We start from the raw sequence: 18,590 nt of genomic DNA, 5'->3' as shown, positions 1-18,590 counted from the left end.
CCGGACCTCTACTGCTTGATCTCCGGGGACGGATCGCCCGCCGTCACGGCGGCGGCGGCGGAATAGACGATGCCGGCGCCGCTCGACGAGTCGATGTAACGCGGGATCCAGCTCTCCTCGTCGTCGACCTGGGTCGCACCCCACCCGTAACAGACGTTGAAGCCGGTGGAGGTGTGCACGCGGAACAGGAACATGTTGTCCGACAGCCGGCGTCCGGGGCTGACGAAGGCGTCCATCTCACTCCGGGCCAGGTCCCAGGCGATCTCCACCTCCTCCAGCGTGGTCGCCTCGATCATCAGGTGCTCCAGCCGGAGGGCGTCGCCCCCATTGAGCAGGGCGATGCTGTGGTGGCGAGGATTGCACCGGAGGAACCACATCTCGCCGAGGTGCGCGCCGAGGTTGATCGCGTCGGACACCTTCATGCCCATCACGCTGGCGTAGAAGTCGAGCCCCCGCTGCAGGTCCGGCAACCGCAGCACGACGAAGCCCAGGCCGAGCGCTCCGGTGACCGTCCGCGACGTCGGCCGGTGTCCCCGGTAGGAGCCCGCCGTCTCCTCCTGGCCGACGAAGAACTCGTGCCGCAGGCCGAAGGGGTCGTCGAAGGAGATGAGCCGCTCGACCGAGCGCTCCGCCGCCAGTCGTGCCGAGCCCTCGGTCACCTCGAACCCGGCGGCGGTCAGGTGTGCCGCGACCTCCTCCAGCGACTCCTCGGCGCCGATCTCCCAGCCGAGGTAGAGCAGCCGATCGGAGTCACCCGGGTGGATCGCGAGGCGGTGCGAGCGGTCGCACCAGCGCACCCGGACCGTGCCGTCAGGAAGCCGGTAGGTCTCGAAGCCGAAGACGCGCGGGCCGAAGTTCAGCCAGTCCTCCGCCGATGCGGACCGTACGCCGACGTACCCGATGCTTCGCATGCCGCATCTCCTCGCACTTCGTGGCACACAGGGTGTGCCACGACAAGAATACGCGGCGGGGAAAACGCGGCACCGCCTCAGGTCAGGGCGGCGCGTAGCACCGGCTCGATGTCCGCCGCCGCCTCCTCACCGTAGGCTTCGCGCAGGCGGGCCACGTCGGTGTCGGCGTCGATGACCCACTCCTGGGCGCCGTTCGTCTCCAGCACCAGCGTGGCGACGAGCGCCCCGAGCTGAGCGGCCCGCTCCGGCCCCAGCCCGCCGTTCCCGCCGGCGAGGAAACCGGCCCGGAACCCGTCGCCGACGCCGGTCGGGTCGACGATCGTCCGGGCCGGCACCACCCCGACGTGCAGCGCGGTGCCGTCGCGCCCGACGATGTCCACGCCTCGGTCGGACAGGGTGGTCACCCGCAGGCCGACCCGGGTGGTGATCTCGTCGGCGTCCCAGCCGGTCTTGCGGATCAGCAGTTCCAGTTCGTACTCGTTGGTGAACAGGTAGCGGGCGCCGTCGACCAGAGCCCGGCACCGGTCACCGTCGAGGCGGGGAAGCTGCTGCGACGGGTCCGCGGCGAACGGCACGCCCAGCGCCCTGACCTCCTCGGTCTGCGCGACCATCGCGTCCGGATCGCTCGCGCCCACCAGCACCAACCCGATGCCGTACCGCTCCACGATCGGGGCGAGTGAGATGTTCTTCGTCTCCGTCATCGCCCCCGGGTAGAACGACGCGAGCTGGCACTGGTCGTCATCGGTCGTGCAGGTGAACCGCGGGGTGTGGGCCGTCTCGACGGTGAGGACCCCGCCGCAGTCGACGCCGTGCCGTTCGAGGATCGCCCGGTGGTCGGCGAAGTCGGCGCCCACCGCTCCCACCAGCACCGGCCGTTGCCCCAGGACCCCCATGCCGAAGGCGATGTTCGCGCCGACTCCGCCACGGTGGACGACGAGATCGTCGACGAGGAAGCTCAGTGACACCCGGTCAAGCCGGTCGGCCACGAGATGGTCCGCGAAGCGGCCGGGAAAGTGCATCAGATGATCGGTGGCGATCGATCCGACCACGGCGGTCGTCCCTGGGGGCACGGTTACTCCTCGGTGTGTGGATTCTGTTGCGGGCCGGCGGGGTCAGAAGACGATCGTGGTGCGGCCGTTCACCAGGACACGGTCCTCGCAGTGCCAGGTCACGGCTCTGGCCAGCACGGTCCGCTCGATGTCGGCGCCGCGCCGCGCCAGCTCGCGCGCGCTCGCGCGGTGCGAGACCCGGACGACGTCCTGCTCGATGATCGGTCCCTCGTCGAGCTCCTCGGTGGCGTAGTGCGCGGTCGCCCCGATGAGCTTCACGCCGCGCTCCTTCGCCTGCTCGTACGGCCCGGCGCCGGCGAAGGCGGGCAGGAAGGAATGGTGGATGTTGATCACCGGTACGCCGATCCGGTCCAGGAAGTCACCCGAGAGGATCTGCATGTAGCGGGCGAGGACCACCAGATCGACGCTGTCCCGCAGGAGGCCGAGCTGGCGCCGTTCGGCCTCGGGTTTGGTCGCCCTGGTAACCGGGATGTGCTCGAACGCCACCCCGAACGAGGACACCTCGTCGGCGAGGTCCGGGTGGTTGGAGACCACCTGACACACCTCGATGGGCAACTCGCCCCGGCGGGCCCGCCACAGCAGGTCGAGCAGGCAGTGGTCGTACCGCGAGACGAAGAGCGCCACCCGGGTCGGCACGGAGGCGGCGCGGAACCGGAAGTCCGCGTCGAGCCGCGCCGCGACCTCCTGCCGGAACTCGCGCTCCAGCCGGGGCAGCTCCTTGTCCAGTCCTGGCAGGTGGAACACGATGCGCAGGAAGAACCGGCCGCCCGCGGGCCCGGTGGAGTCCTGGTCGGACTGCACGATGTTGGCTCCGCGCCGATACAGGAACGACGAGACGCAGGCGACGATGCCCGGCTGGTCGGTGCAGGACACGACCAGCCGGCCGACGTCGGGGTCCGTCCCGGTCACAGCGTCGCGGGGACGGTGTCGACGGACAGCGCGGCCGCCCGGCGGAGCGCGTCGGCCCGATCGGTCCGCTCCCAGGGCAGGTCGAGGTCCGTACGCCCGAAGTGCCCGTAGGCGGCGGTCTGGCTGTAGATGGGGCTGTGCAGTCCGAGGTACTTCCGGAAGGCGGCGGGCCGCAGGTCGAAGTGCTCGGCCACCAGCGTCCGGATCAGCGAACGGCTCACTCGCTCGGTGCCGAACGTCTCGATGAACACCGACACCGGCCGGGCCACCCCGATGGCGTACGCCACCTGCACCTCCGCCCGGCGGGCGAGACCGGCGGCGACCACGTTCTTGGCGACATGACGCGCCGCGTAGGCGGCGGACCGGTCCACCTTCGAGGGGTCCTTGCCGGAGAAGGCGCCGCCGCCGTGCCGGGCGAATCCCCCGTAGGTATCGACGATGATCTTGCGTCCGGTGAGTCCCGCGTCACCCACCGGGCCGCCGATCACGAACCTGCCGGTGGGGTTGACCAGCAGGCTCCGGTGGAGGGCGTCGGCGTCGTACAGCTCGGCCGGCAGTTCCGGGGTGACGACGTGCCGCCAGAGATCCTCGCGGATCTGCTCCAGGGAGGCCTCCTCGGCATGCTGGGTCGAGATCAGGACCTGCTCCACGCCGACCGGGACGTCACCCTGGTAGCGCACCGACACCTGCGTCTTGCCGTCCGGGCGCAGGTAGCCGAGGGTGCCGTTCTTGCGGACCGCGGCGAGCCTGCGGGACAGGCGGTGCGCCAGCGCGATCGGCATCGGCATGAACTCGGAGGTCTCGTCGGTGGCGTAGCCGAACATCATCCCCTGGTCACCGGCGCCGGCTCGGTCGAACTCGTCGCCGGAGCGGTCGCGGCGATGCTCGTGCGCCAGGTCGACGCCCTGCGCGATGTCGGGTGACTGCTTGTCCAGCGCCACGAGAACGGCACACGAGTGGCCGTCGAAGCCGTAGGCCCCGTCGTCGTATCCGATCCTGTTGACGGTGTCCCGGACGATCTGCGTGTAGTCGAGCAGTCGCGGGGTGGTGATCTCTCCTGCCAGGACGACCATGCCGGTGGTGATCAGGGTCTCGCAGGCGACCCGGGAGTAGGGATCAAGGGCCAGGGCCGCGTCCAGCACGGCGTCCGACACCGCGTCAGCGATCTTGTCGGGGTGTCCCTCGGTCACCGACTCGGAGGTGAACACGTAGTCGTCGTTGATTCCCAGCTGGGTCATTGCTCAGGCTCCTCGGGCGATGGTTCAAGCGGGTTCGGGTGGTGGGCGGCGCCGGTCAGCTCGGTCCGCACCATGGCGGCGCCGGCGACCATGGCCGCGAGCTTGGCCCTGGCGACGGGCGCGGAGATGTTCCGTAGCCCGCAGTCGGGGTTGACGACCAACCGGTCGGCCGGAACGAGCTTGATCGCGCTCCGGATTCTGGACGCGACCGCCTCCGGGGTCTCCACGTCGGGGGACTTGACGTCGATGACGCCCAGCCCGATGGTGCGGTCCCAGCCGAACTTGTCGATCACCGGCAGATCCGCGTACCCCTTGCGCGCGAACTCCAGGACGAGCTGGTTCACGTTGGCGTCGAGCACGGCGGGGAACAGGAAGTCGTAATGGCCCTCCCACGAGGGGCGCGCGTAGCGGTTGCCGTAACAGACGTGCAGTGCCCAGGTGACGTCGACGCCCTCGGTGACGATGTTGACGGCGTTGATCGCCGTCTCCACCTCACCGGGGTAGCCGGCCAGAAAGGGCTCGTCGATCTGCAGGAGCCGCGCGCCGCGCTCGGCCAGGGCACGCGCCTCGGCGTTGAGCACACGCGCGATCGCCAGCACGAGCTCGCCGGGATCGTCGTACGCCTCGTTCCGCACCCGCCGTGAGAGCGAGAACGGCCCGGTGAAGGAGAACTTGACCGGGTCCGAGGTCTGCTCGGTGGTGAAGGAGAAGTCGTCGGCCAGCATCAGCGGTGCCGTGGCCGTGGGGGGCAGCCGCTCGGTGACCCTGGCCTCGTAGTAGTCGAAGTAGAAGTCCTTCGACGTCCGCGGGATGTCGATGCCCGGCATCCTGGCGAGGAAGTAGTCGATGTCGTTGTCGCGGCGCAGCTCGCCGTCGGACACGATGTCGATGCCGGCGATCTCCTGGTCCCGAAGCGCCGCTTTGATCGCCATGTCGTGCAGGTCCCGGAGTTGCGCGTAACTCATCCGGCCGCGGTAGTAGTCGGTCTTCAACCGTTCCATCCACTCAGGAACGGGGTAGGAGCCCACGACACTGGTGGGGAGCAGGGGCAGGCGGCTCATGAGGGCGGCCTGGGTGAGCGCGGACATCAGTCCCTCACCTGCGCCGTCATCGTGATGATGTTCCCGCCCGCCCGATGGGCGAAGGGCGCGTAGTGCACGTCGAAGCCGTTACGCCGTCCCACATGTGCCAGCAGCGGTCCGTTCACCCAGTTGACGACGGATCCCTCGTACTTCCCCGGGCCCCGGAAGTTGGTCCGATAGGCCTGTACGTCGGTGACGAACAGGTCATGGCAGACGAGCCTGCCGAACGGATGCAGGAGTCGCAGGCTGTCGGCGAAGCTCGCCACCGCCCCGTTGCTGACGTGCATGCGGATGTCGGCGCCGGATTCGAGCAGGGGCCGCAGCAGCTCCCCGCTCATGGACGGCGCGAGGGAGTAGAGGTCCAGGCCGGCCAGCGGGACGTATCGCTCCTCCAGCCTGACCATGTCCCACACCGCCCGCCAGAAGGAGACGGCGGCGTCCACATCGGCGAACCGGCCGGGGTCGGTCTCGGCCAGCAGCCCCGGCCCCAGCCGTAACAACTCGTGCACCAGGGCCGGCAGTTCGCTCGCCGTGGCCCCCACCGACTCGGCGAGCTCGGCCACGGTGGCGTCGTCGAGGTAGGCGCGGGTTTGCACGTGGTAGGTTCGGCCGCCCAGTTGGGCGACCTCGTCGGTCGGCAGGTTGTCGTAGACGTTGGAGACGTAGACGAGGAAGACCTTGTACTTCAGGAAGCCGAGCGAGGCGCACGGCATCGTGGCGTCGAGTACGAACGATCCGATCCGCTCCCGGTGCTCACCGGCCGCCTCGCGGGCCAGGTCGAGCACATGCTGGGAGTAGTCGCACATCATGTAGTGCAGGCGCCGGTAGTAGCCGCGCCCGTGCTCGGTGTCGAGGGCGCGAAACTCGTCCAGGAAGACCTTCGCCTGACTGCCGTTGCCCACCCCGAGTTCGACGACGTAGAGCTCCTCGGGCAGGGCGTCGCCATCGGCGAGCGAATCCCAGACCTCGAAGAGGTCATTGATCACATCGCGCGCGGCGTGGCGGTTGTGCGCGTCACTCTCGCCGCCCGGCAGTGCCTGCTCGTACCCTCGCCCGGTGGCCTTCTCCCAAAGGTCCAGGTCCTTCCAGTAGCGGGCGTTGAAGTCCCAGAGGCAGCTACGGCTGCCCGGCCCCCAGTCCTCCAGCAGGACGCGGCTGTTCGCGCGCTCCCGTAGCAGCGCCGCGGTGACCTCCTCAAGGGAGATGGCGGCACTGCGCCGTACGTCGACAGCGATCTCCACGGCGTCGTCCCGGGCGCCCAGGGGCACGATGGCGGGGCCAGGTCTCGCCCCCGGCTGCGGGCACGGCAGGATCGACCGGACGTCGACCACCTCGCGGAAGTTCGACTTGTACTGGACCCAGTCGCACACGAACCGGACCTTGTCGAGGTCCGTGGAGGCCTCCCGCAACGCCTCGACGACGGGCGCGAGCGAGGTCATGAGGTCCAGGGGGCTCGTGCCGCTGAGTTTGGAGTGGGGCCGGAAGTCAACGAGCATGACCGATGCCCTCCATGGAGTGGTGGCGGTTGTGATCGGAAAGCACGGCCGGCGGCTGGGAGACACCGGCCCGCCGCAGGATGTCGGGCACGCCGTGCTCATAGCCGAGCGCCATGAGATGGACGCCCGCGACGCCGGGGATCGTGGCGAGCCGCTGCACGGTCTCCACGCACATCTGGATCCCCTCCTCGGCGACCCGGTCGGCGGGTACCCCGCGCAGCCTCCGGTCGACCTGGTCGGGAATATGCACGCCGGGGACGGCGGTGCGCATGTACTCCAGGGCACGCAGCGAGCGGATGGGGCCGACACCAGCGATGATCTTGCAGTGTTCGGTGACGCCGAAATCCCGCAGGCCGGCCATCCAGCGCTCGAACACCTCGAAGTCGAACACGTACTGCGTCTGGACGAACTCCGCACCCGCGGCCACCTTCTTGGCCAGCCGTCGGGCCCGGAATCCCAGTGGAGGCGCGAACGGGTTCTCGACCGTGCCGATCAACCAGGCCGGGCGGGCGGAGACGGCCCTGCCGGAGATGAGCACGCCGTCGTCCCGCAGGGTTCGCGCGGTCCAGACAAGCTGCACACCGTCGAGATCGAAGACCGGCTTGGCCTCGGGATGGTCACCGAACCGGGGGTGGTCGCCGGTCAGCAGCAACACGTTCGGGATGCCGAGGGCACCCGCCGCGAGGAGGTCCGACTGCAGGGCGAGGCGATTGCGGTCGCGGCAGGTCAGCTGCATCACCGGCTCGACGCCGGCGCGCTGGGCGAGCAGGCTGCCGGCCAAGCTCGACATCCGGACGTTCGCCCCTTGGTTGTCGGTGACGTTCGCGGCGTCGACCCAGCCCCGCAGGAGCTCAGCCTTACGCGCGACCGCCTCCGCGTCGGCCCCTCTGGGCGGCCCGATCTCGGCGGTGACGGCGAACCTGCCGGCGGCGAACGCGGCGCGCAGCCCACCTCTCGATGGCTCGGCGCTCATCGCGGGCTCAACCCCAGCTCGCGTCGCAGCAGTGGGCGGGGATCATCCGCGCTGGGCGCGACCCCCAGCCCGTCATCACGTCCCTGCCAGTAGTTCACCCACGAGCTGCTGTCCCATGCGCGGTGATCGACGGGGCGCTGCAGCAGACCGAGGTCGGCGCCGTGCCCGGCGCCCTGCGCCCGCTCGATCGCGGTCACCCAGACGCAGACCAGATCGGGATGGACCTCACAGCGGCCAGAGGCGGCCACACCGCCACAGGGGCCGTTGCGTAGTTGCTTCGGGCAGGTCATCGGGCAGGTGTAGCCGGTGTCGGGCAACGCGCACTGACCGCACATGCGGCATCCGTACAGCCGCTCCTTCGCCACCCGCTCCGCGCGGGTGAACCAGCGATAGACCCGTTGCCTGCGTTCGAGCCAGGCTCCGAACCTGCGGTACAGGGGATTCGCGGCAAGGACAGGGTGGAGACCATAACTGAGCCGAGCCCCGACTCGGGGGATCATGGGGCGGGGCCATCCGCCGCCGCGCGCATTCTGCTCGTCGAAGCCCACGATCTACTCCTTCTGGATATGCAGCCGGAAACCACCGTTGACGTAGCCCGAAAAGACGCGGCCGGATCGCTCGATGAAGTTCGTTCAACCGCTGAGATGGAGGCTGCCAGAGCGCGCGACGTGTGTCTTAGGCCCGCACACCAACGCTGAGCGGACGTTCGTTGTGATGGCCCACAACGTGATGGCCCGCGACGTGACGGCCCGCGACGTGACGGCGACGTCGTCGATCATCGGCCGGCGTGAGGCGCGTGAATCCTGTCCTCCTGACATTCCTCCCACCCCGGTCCTGACGCGCTGCGGCCGACGACCGGATAATTCGGTCGAAGTGCACCGTGGTCGACCGGAATGATGACTTCATGAAGTTCCGCGATGACAGTACTCAGCCACCCCGCCGGGAGATCCTGGTCGAGTTGCACGCCTCGCTCGACCGCCGGTACCGGCCCGAGGACGTCGCGGATCTGGTGCTTCAGGCGCTGGACGGGCGGCTGTCACGGCGGGAGCGCGTGGTGCTGGAGCGCGCGGCCAAGCACTCCTCGCGCCGGCAGGGCGGGTTCTCCTCGATGTCCACCGACTACACCCGTCCGGTCGGCGGAGCGCGGCAGGTGGCGGCGGCCACCCGGCTGTTCGAACGGTCGGCGGAGGTCGACCCCGACGATCCGGAATCGCTGCTGGAGTTCGCGGCGACCATGGGACGCGAGATGGGCTGGACGCCCGAGCGCACCGACTTCCTGGCCGACCGGCTGAACCGGGACGCCCGGGAGGCGGCGGGTATGGACGTGACCAAGCGGCAGTACAACCGCCGCTTCCGGGTGCTGCGCAGGCTCGCCGCCAAGGCGCACACGCTCGGCGTCGAGCACGACAAGCGGCGCCTGCTCATGGTGGGCGTCACCGGCTTCGGGGCGGACATCCCGCTGGAGCGGTTCGCCGCGGACGTCGACGCGGCGTGCTTCGTGGCGTACTACACCGCGCGGCGCAAGGTACGCCGGGAGTTCAGCCTGTCGGGACGGGAGAACCCGTTCGACGAGATCGCTTCCATGCTGCTCGACCGGTGCGCGGCTGACGGCGACTGGTGGATGATCGCTCAGGTCCGGACCGCCTCCGACGTCCTGGGACACCTGACCGAACAGGAACGGGGACGGCTGCTGGGCCGGTGGTCGGCGGTCATGCGGCACAGCGCGGAACTGCTGCGCGACCGCTGGAACCCCGGCACCGAACGCGCGACCATGATCGTCAAGCGTGGCGACGACTCCACCACCTGGAACAACCTGGCGGTCGCCTACAACGCGGCCCGCGCGGGCTGGCTGGCCTGCCTGGCCTCGCTGAACGCACTGGACCTGCTGGACGTGGCGTGCCCGGGTAAGGCGATGCGGCTGATGGCCGCCGACCTGGTCCGCTGGCACAGCGGCAGCGGCGGTGACGTCGATCCGAACACGGCGGTGTGGGCGGCGTTGCCGCTGCCGTGGGAGGTCCTGGACGGGAGCGCGACCTGTGCTCGCGTCGATGTCGAGGCGGCGTGCCGTGCGGCGAAGCTGGATCCCGCGGGGTCGGGCTGGACCGTGCCCGCGCCGAAGCGCGGGGTGGCGGTGTTCCGGCCGACGCCCGAGCTGGTGCACGGAGTGAGCGTCGCCGACCCGGTCTGGGCCGCCCTGCTCCGGCGGGCGGGGGCGTTCAGCGGCAAGCGCGTCAAGCCCGAGATGATCGCCGATGTCCACCACGGACTGGCCTCCGGGGTGGTCGTCGGCGATCTGCCCGTCCGGGACCGCGACCGTTAATTCCGTGGCGCTCACCGGACGGCGTCGAGGAGAATGAAGACCGCGGCCTGCTGTAGTTCAGTGGTAGAACGCCTGGCTCTTCATCCAGGTGGGCGCCGGTTCGAGCCCGGCCGGCAGTGCCGTTCGATGTGAGCGTGGCCTCGTTGTAGCTCAGTGGTAGAGCTCCCGGCTCGAGACCGGGTGGACGCCGGTTCGAGCCCGGTCGACGAGGCCACTGTTCGTCGGCCCGTTGACGAGACGTCGATGGCCGATGTTCGCGGGCCCGTTGACGAGACGTCGATGGCATCGGCGATGACGGCCGGCGTCCGTATCATCTCGGCATGGTGCTGAACCTGGAGCCAAGGCTCAGTCGGCGGGTGGTGCTCCTGGCCGCCGGGGGGCTGCTCGTCGGTTGTTCCGGGCCGCCCGAGACCGGCATGGTCCACCTGCGGCTGGCCACCGGGCCGGCGGGGGCGGTGTACCGGCGCATCGGTGGTGCGCTGGCCGAATACGTCTCCGAGCAGGTGCCGGGTGTCACCATGGTCACCGTGCCGAGCGGGGCGTCCACCGACAACATCCGGATGTTGCGGGCCGGCGAGGTGCATCTCGGGCTGACGAGCCTGGACGCGCTGATCACGACCGACGGCAGTGCGCCCGAGGGGCTCTCGGCGATATGCCGGCTCTACGACAGCCACCTGCATCTCGTGGTCATGGCCGGTTCGGCGATCGACGGGTTCCGGGACCTGGAGGGCAAACGCGTGTCCCTCGGTGCCCACGACTCGGGCACCGAGTTCACGTCGCTGCGGGTTCTGGAGCTCGGCCTGGTGAACGCCGACGGCCGGTATCTCAGCCAGGCCGAATCGGCGGCGGCGCTGCGCGACGGCGAGATCGACGCGATGTTCTCCCTGACCGGCGTCCCGACCCCCGCCATCACGGAGCTGGCGCAGCGGTACCCGATCCGGCTGATCCCGCTGGACGCGCAGGCGGACGCGCTCTTCACCGCGTTCCCGGGTCCCTACACTCCGGCCATGATCCCCGCGACCGCCTACGCCGGCGTCCCGGCCACCCGTACCGTCGCTGTGCCGAACGTGCTTCTCGTGCGTGACGACCTGCCCGATGACCTGGTCTACGCCATCACCGACACGATCTTCACGCACACCGGCACGATCATCTCCGCCAGCCGCGACGCCGAGGCCCTTCCCGAGGCCGTGCCGGAAGCGTGGCAGATCAACGTGCGAACCGGGATCTCCACCGCGTCGACCCCGCTCCACCCGGGCGCGGCCGCCTGGTTCCGCGACCACAAGCGCTGACCGAGACGGCGACAGGCCGGCGATGAGCGGTGATCCGAGACGGCGACAGGCCGGCGACGGAGTCCAGGGCCTCAGAGCTGTTACGGAGTCCGGTCCTCAGGGGCGCGACGGGGGTCGGGGCCTCAGAGCCGTGACGGAGCTCGCGGCAGGACCGCGGCGGAGCCCATGGCCTCAGTCCTGTGGCGGCGCCGGGTCATCGGACGGCGATGTCACCCGTGGGACGACCGGCAACGCGACCACCGCGGCGAATCCGTGCCCGGATCCGTCCGGGCGCGGCAGGCCCTCCTCCAGACGCAGCTCGCCTCCGGCCGCCCCGACCAGGTCGGCGCAGATCGCCAGTCCCAGGCCGGTCCCGGGGACGTTCTGGTGCCGCGGCGACCGCCAGAATCGGCGTAGCGCCTGGGCTCGCTCGGACGCGTCGATTCCCTGGCCGTCGTCACGGACGACGATCGTGACCACGCCTCCGGCCGCGGAGGCGTCGCCGTGCCCGGCGGCCGTCGCGGCGTTCCCGGGACCGGTGCCCGCACCGCCGGGGACGACTCGGGAGGCGCCCGTGCCGCCGGGAGCGGCCCGCGAGGTGCCCGAACCGTCAGGGGCGACCCGGGCGGTCACCTCCACCACCCCCGCGTTGGACAGGCGCAACGCGTTGCTGATCAGCTCGTCCAGGACGCTGCCCAGGCCGCCCGGCGGCTCCAGCAGTCGCAGTCCCGGTGGCACGTCGACCACCAGGCTCTGCCCCGCCGTCGCCGTCAGCGCCTGCCACCGGTCCACCCGGGTCGCCAGCACCGCGTCGAGGTCGACCGGCGACGCCGTCCGTATGCTCTCCATCCGCGCGCTGGCCTGCAGCGAGTTCAGCATCCGCTGCATCGCCTTCAGCTCGTCGACGGCCATGTCGTAGACCTGCCGCCCGTCGCCGGACGCGCGCAGATGCGGTTCGAGGCTCTCCACGGCGAGCCGGAGGCTGGTCAGCGGGTTGCGTAGCTGGTGCGACGCGTCGGACACGAACGCCCGCTGCCGCTGCACGGCGTTCTCGACCGCGTCCATCATGGTGTTGAACGACTCCGCCAGCCGCCGCAGCTCGACCGGACCGGCCTCGGCGTCCGCCCGGATCGTGAGGTCGCCCCGCGAGATCCGCGAGCTCGCCGCGTCCAGTTCCCGCACCGGCCGCAGCACCCACGCCGACACCGGCCAGGCGACGGCCACCAGCGCGATCAGCGGCAGCAGCCCGAGCCCGGCGAGCTGGGCCCATCGCACGAGGATGCGGCGGCGCGTTTTCGACAGGTCGGAGATCGTCACGACGGTGCCGACGACCTCGCTGTCGCGGCCCACCGGTTCGGCGACCACGAGCGCGGAGTCGTCCCACGGCGCCCACTCCCAGGACGGTTCGGACCTCGCCCCGGCCAGCGCCGCGGTCACGATCCGGGGCAGCGCGGGTTCGGCCCGCGCCGCCCGCCGGTACGCGCCTGCCGGTCCGAGCAGTACCGTGCCCGACACGTCGATCACCGCGGCCGGGATGCCGTACAGCTCGTGGTAGCGCGCCAGCTCCTGCTGGAGCGCCTCGCTCCGCCTGGTCGACAGCGCGGTCTCGGCCAGCGACGCGAACCGGCCGACGTCGTTGAGCCGGTCTACGTACGTCTCCTGCATCTCCCGTTCGGCCACGGTGACGCTGAGCGGCACCCCGAGCGCCGCGACGAGCAGCACCGCGAGGGGGACCAGGACGGCGAGCAGGCGACGGTGCACGGCGAGTCAGCCGATCAGCTCCGGCTGGTCGGCCAGGAGCCGATAGCCGACCCCGTGGATCGTGCGGATGAGCACGGCCGGTCCGAGCTTGTGCCGCAGCGCCGCGATGTGGGTGTCCAGGGTGCGGCTCGACGCCTCCCAGGTCGTGGCCCAGACCTGGTCGAGGATGACGTCGCGGCTCACCACGTTCGGCGCCCGCCTGGCCAGCAGCAGGAGCAGCTCGAACTCCTTGCGGGTCAGCGCCAGGGGTGTGCCGTCGACGGTGACCTCGCGGGTGCCGACGCCGATCCGCATCGGGCCGATGACGAGCGGCTCGTCCGGGTGGCTCAGGGAGCGGGCCACCCGGGTGCGCCGCAGGACGGCGTCGATCCGGGCGAGCAGCTCCGGGATGCCGAACGGCTTCACGATGTAGTCGTCCGCGCCGGCGCGCAGGCCGCGGACCCGCTCGTGCTCCTCGGAACGCGCCGTCACGGCGATGACGGCGGTCTCCGGGCGGTCACGCAGCTTGCGGATCACGTCGAGCCCGTCGCCGTCGGGCAGGCCGAGGTCGACGAGGACCACATCGGACGGAGCGGCACGCACGGCCTCCGCGGCGGTGGCGATGCGGTGGACCTCGAAACCCGCCTGGGCGAGGACGGTCACCAGACCTCGCGCCACGCGGTCGTCATCCTCAATGATGGTGATCCGCATACCGGCGGATTGTACGGGCCGGATCGACACTTGGTCAGCCCTCCCCTTATCTGGATTTCTCTGGCGTCCGGCGCATTCTTGGGATTTCTCTGACACCATTCGCGCCCCCGTCAGCCGAGACTGAGGCCGCGCACTCATCGACAAACGCGCGTGCGCCGAGGAGGAGGCCGCGACATGAGAACGACCAGCAGGTACCGGGCCGTCGCGCGGATGGTCGCCACGATCGGTGTCGTCTCACTCGTCGCCGCCTGTGCGGGCAACGCCGGAGCCCCCGGCGGAGCCGCGACCGGCGGAAGCGCCGGCGCCGGAGGCTATCCGGAGCGGAACATCACGTTCGTCGTGCCGTTCAGCGCGGGCGGTCCGACGGACACCGTCACCCGCATGATCGCCGAGCCGATGGCGGCCGAGCTCGGCGCGAAGGTCGTCGTCCAGAACGCCGAGGGCGCGGGGGGCACGGTCGGCGCGGGCGAGGTCGCGCGGGCCGATCCCGACGGCTACACGGTGCTCATGCACCACATCGGCATGTCGACGGCGCCCGCCCTGTACAAGGACCTGGGCTACAAGCCGCTGGAGAACTTCGAGATGGTCGGGCTCGTCACCGAGGTGCCGATGACGATCGTCGCCCGCAAGGACTTCGAGCCCAAGACGCTCCAGGACCTCGTGACCTACGTGAAGGCGAACGCCGGCAAGGTCACGCTGGCCAACGCGGGCATCGGCGCCGCGTCCCACCTGTGCGGCCTGCTGTTCCAGACCGCCGCCGGGGTGAAGCTCCAGGAGGTCCCGTACGAGGGCACCGGTCCCGCGCTGACCGACCTCGTCGGCGGCCAGGTCGACTTCATGTGCGACCAGACGACGAACACCAGCGGCCAGATCTCCGCGGGCGAGGTGAAGGCGTACGCGGTCACCACGCCGGAGCGGGTGAGGAGTCTGCCCGACCTGCCCACCACGACCGAGGCCGGGCTGCCCCAGCTCCAGGTCAGCGTGTGGCACGGCCTCTACGTCCCGAAGGGCACACCGCAGGAGGTCGTCCAGAAGTTGTCCGAGGCGCTGAAGGTGGCACTGGCCGACAAGGGGGTCGTCGACCAGATGGCCAAGCTCGGCACCGCGCCGGTCCCGGCCGGGGACGCGACCCCGCAGGCGCTCCGGGCCAAGCTCGAAGAGCAGCTCGCCACCTGGGCGAAGGTCATCGCCGACGCCGGCGTCAAGGCCTCCTGAGGTGGAGCGCCGACGGTCCCTCCCGGACGTTCTCGCCGGGGGAGTCTTCGTCCTGATCGGTGGCGCGTTCGTGGTGGGGGCGCTCGGCTACGAGCCGGGCACCCCGCTGCGGATGGGCCCCGGCGCCTTCCCGCTGCTGGTCGGCGCGGTCGTGGCCGCCCTGGGACTCGCGATCGTCGTCAAGGGGCTCGTCGCGGGCGAGGTGATCGAGTTCGGGCCGGTCCCCTGGCGCGCGGTGGGTGCCATCGTGCTCGCGGTCCTGTTCTTCGGAGTCACCGTCCGGGGCCTCGGGTTCGTGCCGGCGTCGGCGGTGACCGCCCTGCTCACCGCGCTGGCCGGCTCGCGCGTACGGCTGCTCACGGCCGTCGCCGTGGCCGCCGGGCTCACCGTGGCCGGCACGCTCGTCTTCGTCGTCGGGCTTCAGCTGCGGGTCCCGCTCCTGGGCCCGTGGCTGGGGTTCTGACGCGGCATCCGGATTGAGGCATGGAACTTCTCGACAACCTCGCACTGGGCCTCTCGACCGCCCTCCTCCTCCAGAACGTCCTCTACTGCTTCGTGGGAGTGCTGCTCGGCACGGCGGTCGGCGTGCTGCCCGGCATCGGGCCGACGGCGACGGTGGCGATGCTGCTGCCGATCACGTTCGGCTTCGAGCCGGTGACGGCGCTGATCATGCTGGCCGGCATCTACTACGGCGCGCAGTACGGCGGCTCGACGACCGCGATCCTGATCAACCTGCCCGGCGAGTCGTCGGCGGCGGTCACCGCGCTGGACGGGCACGAGATGGCCAGGCAGGGCCGGGCCGGCGCGGCGCTGGCCGCCGCGGCGATCGGGTCCTTCGTCGCGGGTACGGTGGCCACCGTCGTGCTGGCCGTCGCCGCCCCGCCGCTGGCCCGCGTCGCGTTGCGGTTCGGCCCGGCCGAATACTTCTCCCTGGTACTGCTCGGCCTGATCGTGTCGATCGCGCTGGCGCGCGGCACGGCGCTCAAGGCACTGGCGATGATCGCGCTCGGCGTCCTGTTCGGCACAGTCGGCCAGGACATCTACACCGGCACGCCCAGGTTCGTGTTCGGCCGGCGTGAGCTGTACGGCGGCATCGACTTCGTCTCGGTCGCCGTCGGCATGTTCGGGGTGGCCGAGATCCTGCGCAACCTGGAGAACGAGCGGACGCGCACGGCGATCGTCGGCAAGGTGAGGAACCTCTGGCCGACCCGCGAGGACCGGCGCCGGATGGTCGGCCCGATCCTGCGGGGCACCGGTCTCGGCGCCGCGCTCGGCGTCCTGCCCGGCGGCGGCCACGTGCTGGCCTCGTTCACCTCGTACGCCGTCGAGAAGCGGATCTCGAAGCGGCGCGAGGAGTTCGGGCAGGGCGCGATCGAGGGCGTCGCCGGTCCCGAGTCGGCGAACAACGCCGCCGCGCAGACGTCGTTCATCCCGCTGCTCACCCTGGGGTTGCCCGCCCACCCGGTGATGGCCCTGATGGTCGGCGCGTTCATCGTCCACGGCATCACCCCCGGCCCGAACGTCATGGTCGACGAGCCGGCGCTGTTCTGGGGCCTGATCGCGTCGATGTGGATCGGCAACGTGCTGCTCGTGCTGCTGAACCTGCCGCTGATCGGCCTCTGGGTGCGCATGCTGCGCATCCCGTACCAGGTGCTGTTCCCGATGATCATCCTGTTCGCCGCGATCGGCACGTACTCCCTGGAGTTCAACGCGTACGACGTCTACGCGATCGTGTTCTTCGGGATCCTGGGCTACATCCTGATCAAGTGCGGCTGCGAGCCGGCGCCGCTGCTGCTCGGCTTCGTCCTCGGCCCTCTGCTCGAGGAGAACCTGCGGCGGGCGCTCATCATCTCCCGCGGCGACGCGACGGTCTTCCTGACCAGGCCGATCTCCGCGGTACTCCTGACCTTGGCCGTGGCGGCGCTCGTCGTCGCCGTCCTCCCGGCGATTCGCAGGCGCCGGGAGGTCGTGTTCACCGAGGAGGAGTAGGCACTCCCCGTCCACGGGGGCCGGGGAGCCGAGGCCCCGGCGCCCCCCCCCCCGGGGGGGGGGGGCCCCCGCCAGGTGCGGGAGGCCCGCCTTCCGCACCCCGGAGCGGACGGATCCGTCACGACGCCGTCGCGGGCGGGGCGAGGTGCTCGCGGAGCGTGGTTCCCGCGTACGTGGCGCGGTGGGCGCCGTGTTCCCGTGACTGCGGAGGCGGCTCGCGGGCGGGGGTCAGCGGGGTGCCGCGAGGACGTCCCTGACCACGTCCTCCAGCGTGACGCGCGCCAGCTCGCGCCGCAGGGTCTCCTCGATGCCCTCGTAGATGCCCCGCATCGCCGGCTGGATGCCGTACCCCACCGTGCACCCCTGGTCCGGGGTGGCGCGGTGCATCGCGAACAGCGGGCCGGGCTCCACCGCCTCGTACACGTCGAGCAGGGTCATCGAGTCCAGCTCGCGCGCCAGTGACCAGCCCGCGCCCGCGCCCCGCCGGGACTCCACGAGCCCCGCCCTGCGCAGCTCGCCGAGCAGCCGCCTGATCACCACGGGATTGGTGTTCGCGCTGGCCGCGATCTGCTCGGAGGTCGCGACCTCGTTGCCCTGGCGCTGGTAGAGGCTGATCCAGGCGAGCGCGTGGGCGGCGATGGTCAACCTGCTGTTGGCGCTCATGAACCCTCTTCTCCTGGTCCCGACGCTGTATGGTACGGCCGCCCCAGTCGTAACAGCAAATGTTGCGACCATGGATCGTAACCATTAGTGTTACGACATCGAATGGATCGATCAACGAGGTGAGAAGAATGAACAAGCCGCTCACGGGCAAGGTCGCCCTGGTCACCGGAGGGTCTCGCGGACTGGGAGCCGCCACCGTACGGCTGCTGGCCGAGCAGGGCGCCGACGTCGCGTTCACCTATGTCAGCTCCGACGAACGGGCGCGGGCCGTCGTCGACGAGGTACGCGGCAAGGGAGCGAAGGCCGTCGCCTTCAAGTCCGACCAGGCGGACCTGGGCGGGGCACCGGCGCTGATCGACGACGTGGTCGCGCACTTCGGCGGCCTGGACATCCTCGTCAACAACGCGGCGATCTCGGTGAGCCACAGGGTGGACGACCCGGACGCCGACACCGCCGCGCTGGACCGGATGCACGCCACCAACTACCTCGGCGTGATCGCCGTCATCCGGGCCGCCTCCCGGGTGCTGCGCGCGGACGGCCGCATCATCACGGTGAGTTCCGGGCTGGGCACCCGGGTCGGCCTCCCCGGTCTCGCCGACTACTCGGCGACCAAGTCGGGGATCGAGAGATACACCATGGGCGTCGCCCGGGACCTCGGGCCCCGGGGGATCACGGCCAACGTCGTGGAGGCCGGACTGATGGAGAGCGGGATGGAACCGCCGGACCCCGAGACCCTCAAGGCCCTGGTCGGCTCGCTGTCCCTGCAACGCATGGGCCGTCCCGAGGAGATCGCCGCGTCGATCGCCTTCCTGGCGAGCCCCGCCGCGTCGTACGTCACGGGCGCGGTGCTGGACTCCCACGGCGGCTACAACGCCTGAACCGGATCCCTGAAGGGCCGGTTGCCCTGTGGGAGGGAACACATCCAGGCTGACCACTCTGGTCGCGGACGCCTGTCCGGACACGGTCCGGGCCGTCTCCGGCGCGGAGGTCGCCCTCGTCCGATGA

18 protein-coding genes and 2 tRNA genes are annotated in these 18,590 nt (G+C 70.7%); 9 read left to right on the top strand and 11 right to left on the bottom strand.

From position 1 onward, the window contains the following. Positions 1-8: 8 nt before the first annotated feature. The 8 genes from ACFFRH_RS06725 to ACFFRH_RS06690 form a co-directional block, all read right to left on the bottom strand. The gene (locus tag ACFFRH_RS06725; RefSeq protein WP_344745888.1) at positions 9-911 is read right to left on the bottom strand and encodes a VOC family protein; all 903 of its coding nucleotides are present in this window, start codon (positions 909-911) and stop codon (positions 9-11) included. Between the two features lie 77 nt (positions 912-988). Then, a complete protein-coding gene (locus ACFFRH_RS06720) occupies positions 989-1,981 on the bottom strand; it encodes a carbohydrate kinase family protein (RefSeq protein ID WP_344745886.1) in 993 nt (330 codons plus the stop codon). A 42-nt stretch (positions 1,982-2,023) separates the two neighbouring features. Further along, positions 2,024-2,890, bottom strand: a complete 867-nt coding sequence (purU, locus tag ACFFRH_RS06715) for a formyltetrahydrofolate deformylase (protein WP_344745885.1) — start codon at positions 2,888-2,890, stop codon at positions 2,024-2,026. Continuing rightward, complete coding sequence (gene metK / locus ACFFRH_RS06710; protein WP_344745884.1) at positions 2,887-4,128, bottom strand: methionine adenosyltransferase; 1,242 nt, start codon at positions 4,126-4,128, stop codon at positions 2,887-2,889. Before metK ends, purU begins: the two co-directional genes overlap by 4 nt. Beyond that, positions 4,125-5,216, bottom strand: coding sequence for a uroporphyrinogen decarboxylase/cobalamine-independent methonine synthase family protein (locus ACFFRH_RS06705; RefSeq protein ID WP_344745883.1), 1,092 nt, complete (start codon positions 5,214-5,216; stop codon positions 4,125-4,127). The genes metK and ACFFRH_RS06705 overlap by 4 nt, the downstream gene beginning before the upstream one ends. Continuing rightward, entirely contained in the window at positions 5,216-6,706 is a 1,491-nt protein-coding gene (locus ACFFRH_RS06700; RefSeq protein ID WP_344745882.1) for a hypothetical protein, read from the bottom strand. Before ACFFRH_RS06700 ends, ACFFRH_RS06705 begins: the two co-directional genes overlap by 1 nt. Next, entirely contained in the window at positions 6,696-7,679 is a 984-nt protein-coding gene (locus ACFFRH_RS06695; RefSeq protein ID WP_344745881.1) for a methylenetetrahydrofolate reductase, read from the bottom strand. Before ACFFRH_RS06695 ends, ACFFRH_RS06700 begins: the two co-directional genes overlap by 11 nt. Then, positions 7,676-8,179, bottom strand: coding sequence for a methylenetetrahydrofolate reductase C-terminal domain-containing protein (locus ACFFRH_RS06690; RefSeq protein WP_386154994.1), 504 nt, complete (start codon positions 8,177-8,179; stop codon positions 7,676-7,678). The genes ACFFRH_RS06695 and ACFFRH_RS06690 overlap by 4 nt, the downstream gene beginning before the upstream one ends. A 214-nt stretch (positions 8,180-8,393) precedes the next feature. Here ACFFRH_RS06690 and ACFFRH_RS06685 point away from each other — a divergent pair, with 214 nt between their 5' ends. The 5 genes from ACFFRH_RS06685 (at position 8,394) to ACFFRH_RS06665 (ending at position 11,288) form a co-directional block, all read left to right on the top strand. Then, positions 8,394-8,576, top strand: a complete 183-nt coding sequence (locus ACFFRH_RS06685) for a hypothetical protein (protein WP_386154991.1) — start codon at positions 8,394-8,396, stop codon at positions 8,574-8,576. A 7-nt stretch (positions 8,577-8,583) separates the two neighbouring features. Continuing rightward, complete coding sequence (locus ACFFRH_RS06680; protein ID WP_344745878.1) at positions 8,584-9,999, top strand: hypothetical protein; 1,416 nt, start codon at positions 8,584-8,586, stop codon at positions 9,997-9,999. A 46-nt stretch (positions 10,000-10,045) separates the two neighbouring features. Beyond that, positions 10,046-10,118: transfer RNA gene (locus tag ACFFRH_RS06675), tRNA-Lys, on the top strand. Between the two features lie 20 nt (positions 10,119-10,138). Then, positions 10,139-10,213 (top strand) — tRNA-Ser (locus tag ACFFRH_RS06670). 106 nt (positions 10,214-10,319) lie between these two features. Continuing rightward, positions 10,320-11,288 carry a TAXI family TRAP transporter solute-binding subunit gene (locus ACFFRH_RS06665; RefSeq protein ID WP_344745876.1) on the top strand — a complete coding sequence of 323 codons (969 nt, stop codon included), beginning with the start codon at positions 10,320-10,322 and terminating at the stop codon, positions 11,286-11,288. 171 nt (positions 11,289-11,459) lie between these two features. Here ACFFRH_RS06665 and ACFFRH_RS06660 read toward each other — a convergent pair whose 3' ends face one another. Both ACFFRH_RS06660 and ACFFRH_RS06655 read right to left on the bottom strand, forming a co-directional pair. After that, the gene (locus ACFFRH_RS06660) at positions 11,460-13,028 is read right to left on the bottom strand and encodes a sensor histidine kinase (RefSeq protein ID WP_386154987.1); all 1,569 of its coding nucleotides are present in this window, start codon (positions 13,026-13,028) and stop codon (positions 11,460-11,462) included. Positions 13,029-13,034: 6 nt separating this feature from the next. Further along, positions 13,035-13,718 (bottom strand): response regulator transcription factor, encoded by a 684-nt coding sequence (locus ACFFRH_RS06655; RefSeq protein ID WP_344745875.1) that lies wholly within the window; start codon positions 13,716-13,718, stop codon positions 13,035-13,037. A 174-nt stretch (positions 13,719-13,892) separates the two neighbouring features. On the opposite strand from ACFFRH_RS06655, the gene ACFFRH_RS06650 reads away from it, so the two are divergent. The 3 genes from ACFFRH_RS06650 to ACFFRH_RS06640 are packed head-to-tail and all read left to right on the top strand — an operon-like array spanning position 13,893 to position 16,922. Beyond that, positions 13,893-14,933 carry a tripartite tricarboxylate transporter substrate-binding protein gene (locus tag ACFFRH_RS06650; RefSeq protein ID WP_344745874.1) on the top strand — a complete coding sequence of 347 codons (1,041 nt, stop codon included), beginning with the start codon at positions 13,893-13,895 and terminating at the stop codon, positions 14,931-14,933. 1 nt (position 14,934) lies between these two features. Further along, complete coding sequence (locus tag ACFFRH_RS06645; protein ID WP_344745873.1) at positions 14,935-15,396, top strand: tripartite tricarboxylate transporter TctB family protein; 462 nt, start codon at positions 14,935-14,937, stop codon at positions 15,394-15,396. Between the two features lie 20 nt (positions 15,397-15,416). Next, positions 15,417-16,922 (top strand): tripartite tricarboxylate transporter permease, encoded by a 1,506-nt coding sequence (locus tag ACFFRH_RS06640; RefSeq protein ID WP_344745872.1) that lies wholly within the window; start codon positions 15,417-15,419, stop codon positions 16,920-16,922. Positions 16,923-17,150: 228 nt separating this feature from the next. Here ACFFRH_RS06640 and ACFFRH_RS06635 read toward each other — a convergent pair whose 3' ends face one another. Continuing rightward, positions 17,151-17,585, bottom strand: coding sequence for an Rrf2 family transcriptional regulator (locus ACFFRH_RS06635; RefSeq protein WP_344745871.1), 435 nt, complete (start codon positions 17,583-17,585; stop codon positions 17,151-17,153). Positions 17,586-17,713: 128 nt separating this feature from the next. On the opposite strand from ACFFRH_RS06635, the gene ACFFRH_RS06630 reads away from it, so the two are divergent. Beyond that, positions 17,714-18,463 carry an SDR family NAD(P)-dependent oxidoreductase gene (locus ACFFRH_RS06630; RefSeq protein WP_344745870.1) on the top strand — a complete coding sequence of 250 codons (750 nt, stop codon included), beginning with the start codon at positions 17,714-17,716 and terminating at the stop codon, positions 18,461-18,463. Positions 18,464-18,590 lie beyond the last annotated feature (127 nt).

It is taken from the genome of Streptosporangium vulgare, assembly GCF_042428775.1.
GTDB classification, from domain to species: domain Bacteria; phylum Actinomycetota; class Actinomycetes; order Streptosporangiales; family Streptosporangiaceae; genus Streptosporangium; species Streptosporangium vulgare.
Note: the sequence above shows the minus strand (reverse complement) of the source record. Positions and strands in the feature narration are given on the sequence as shown.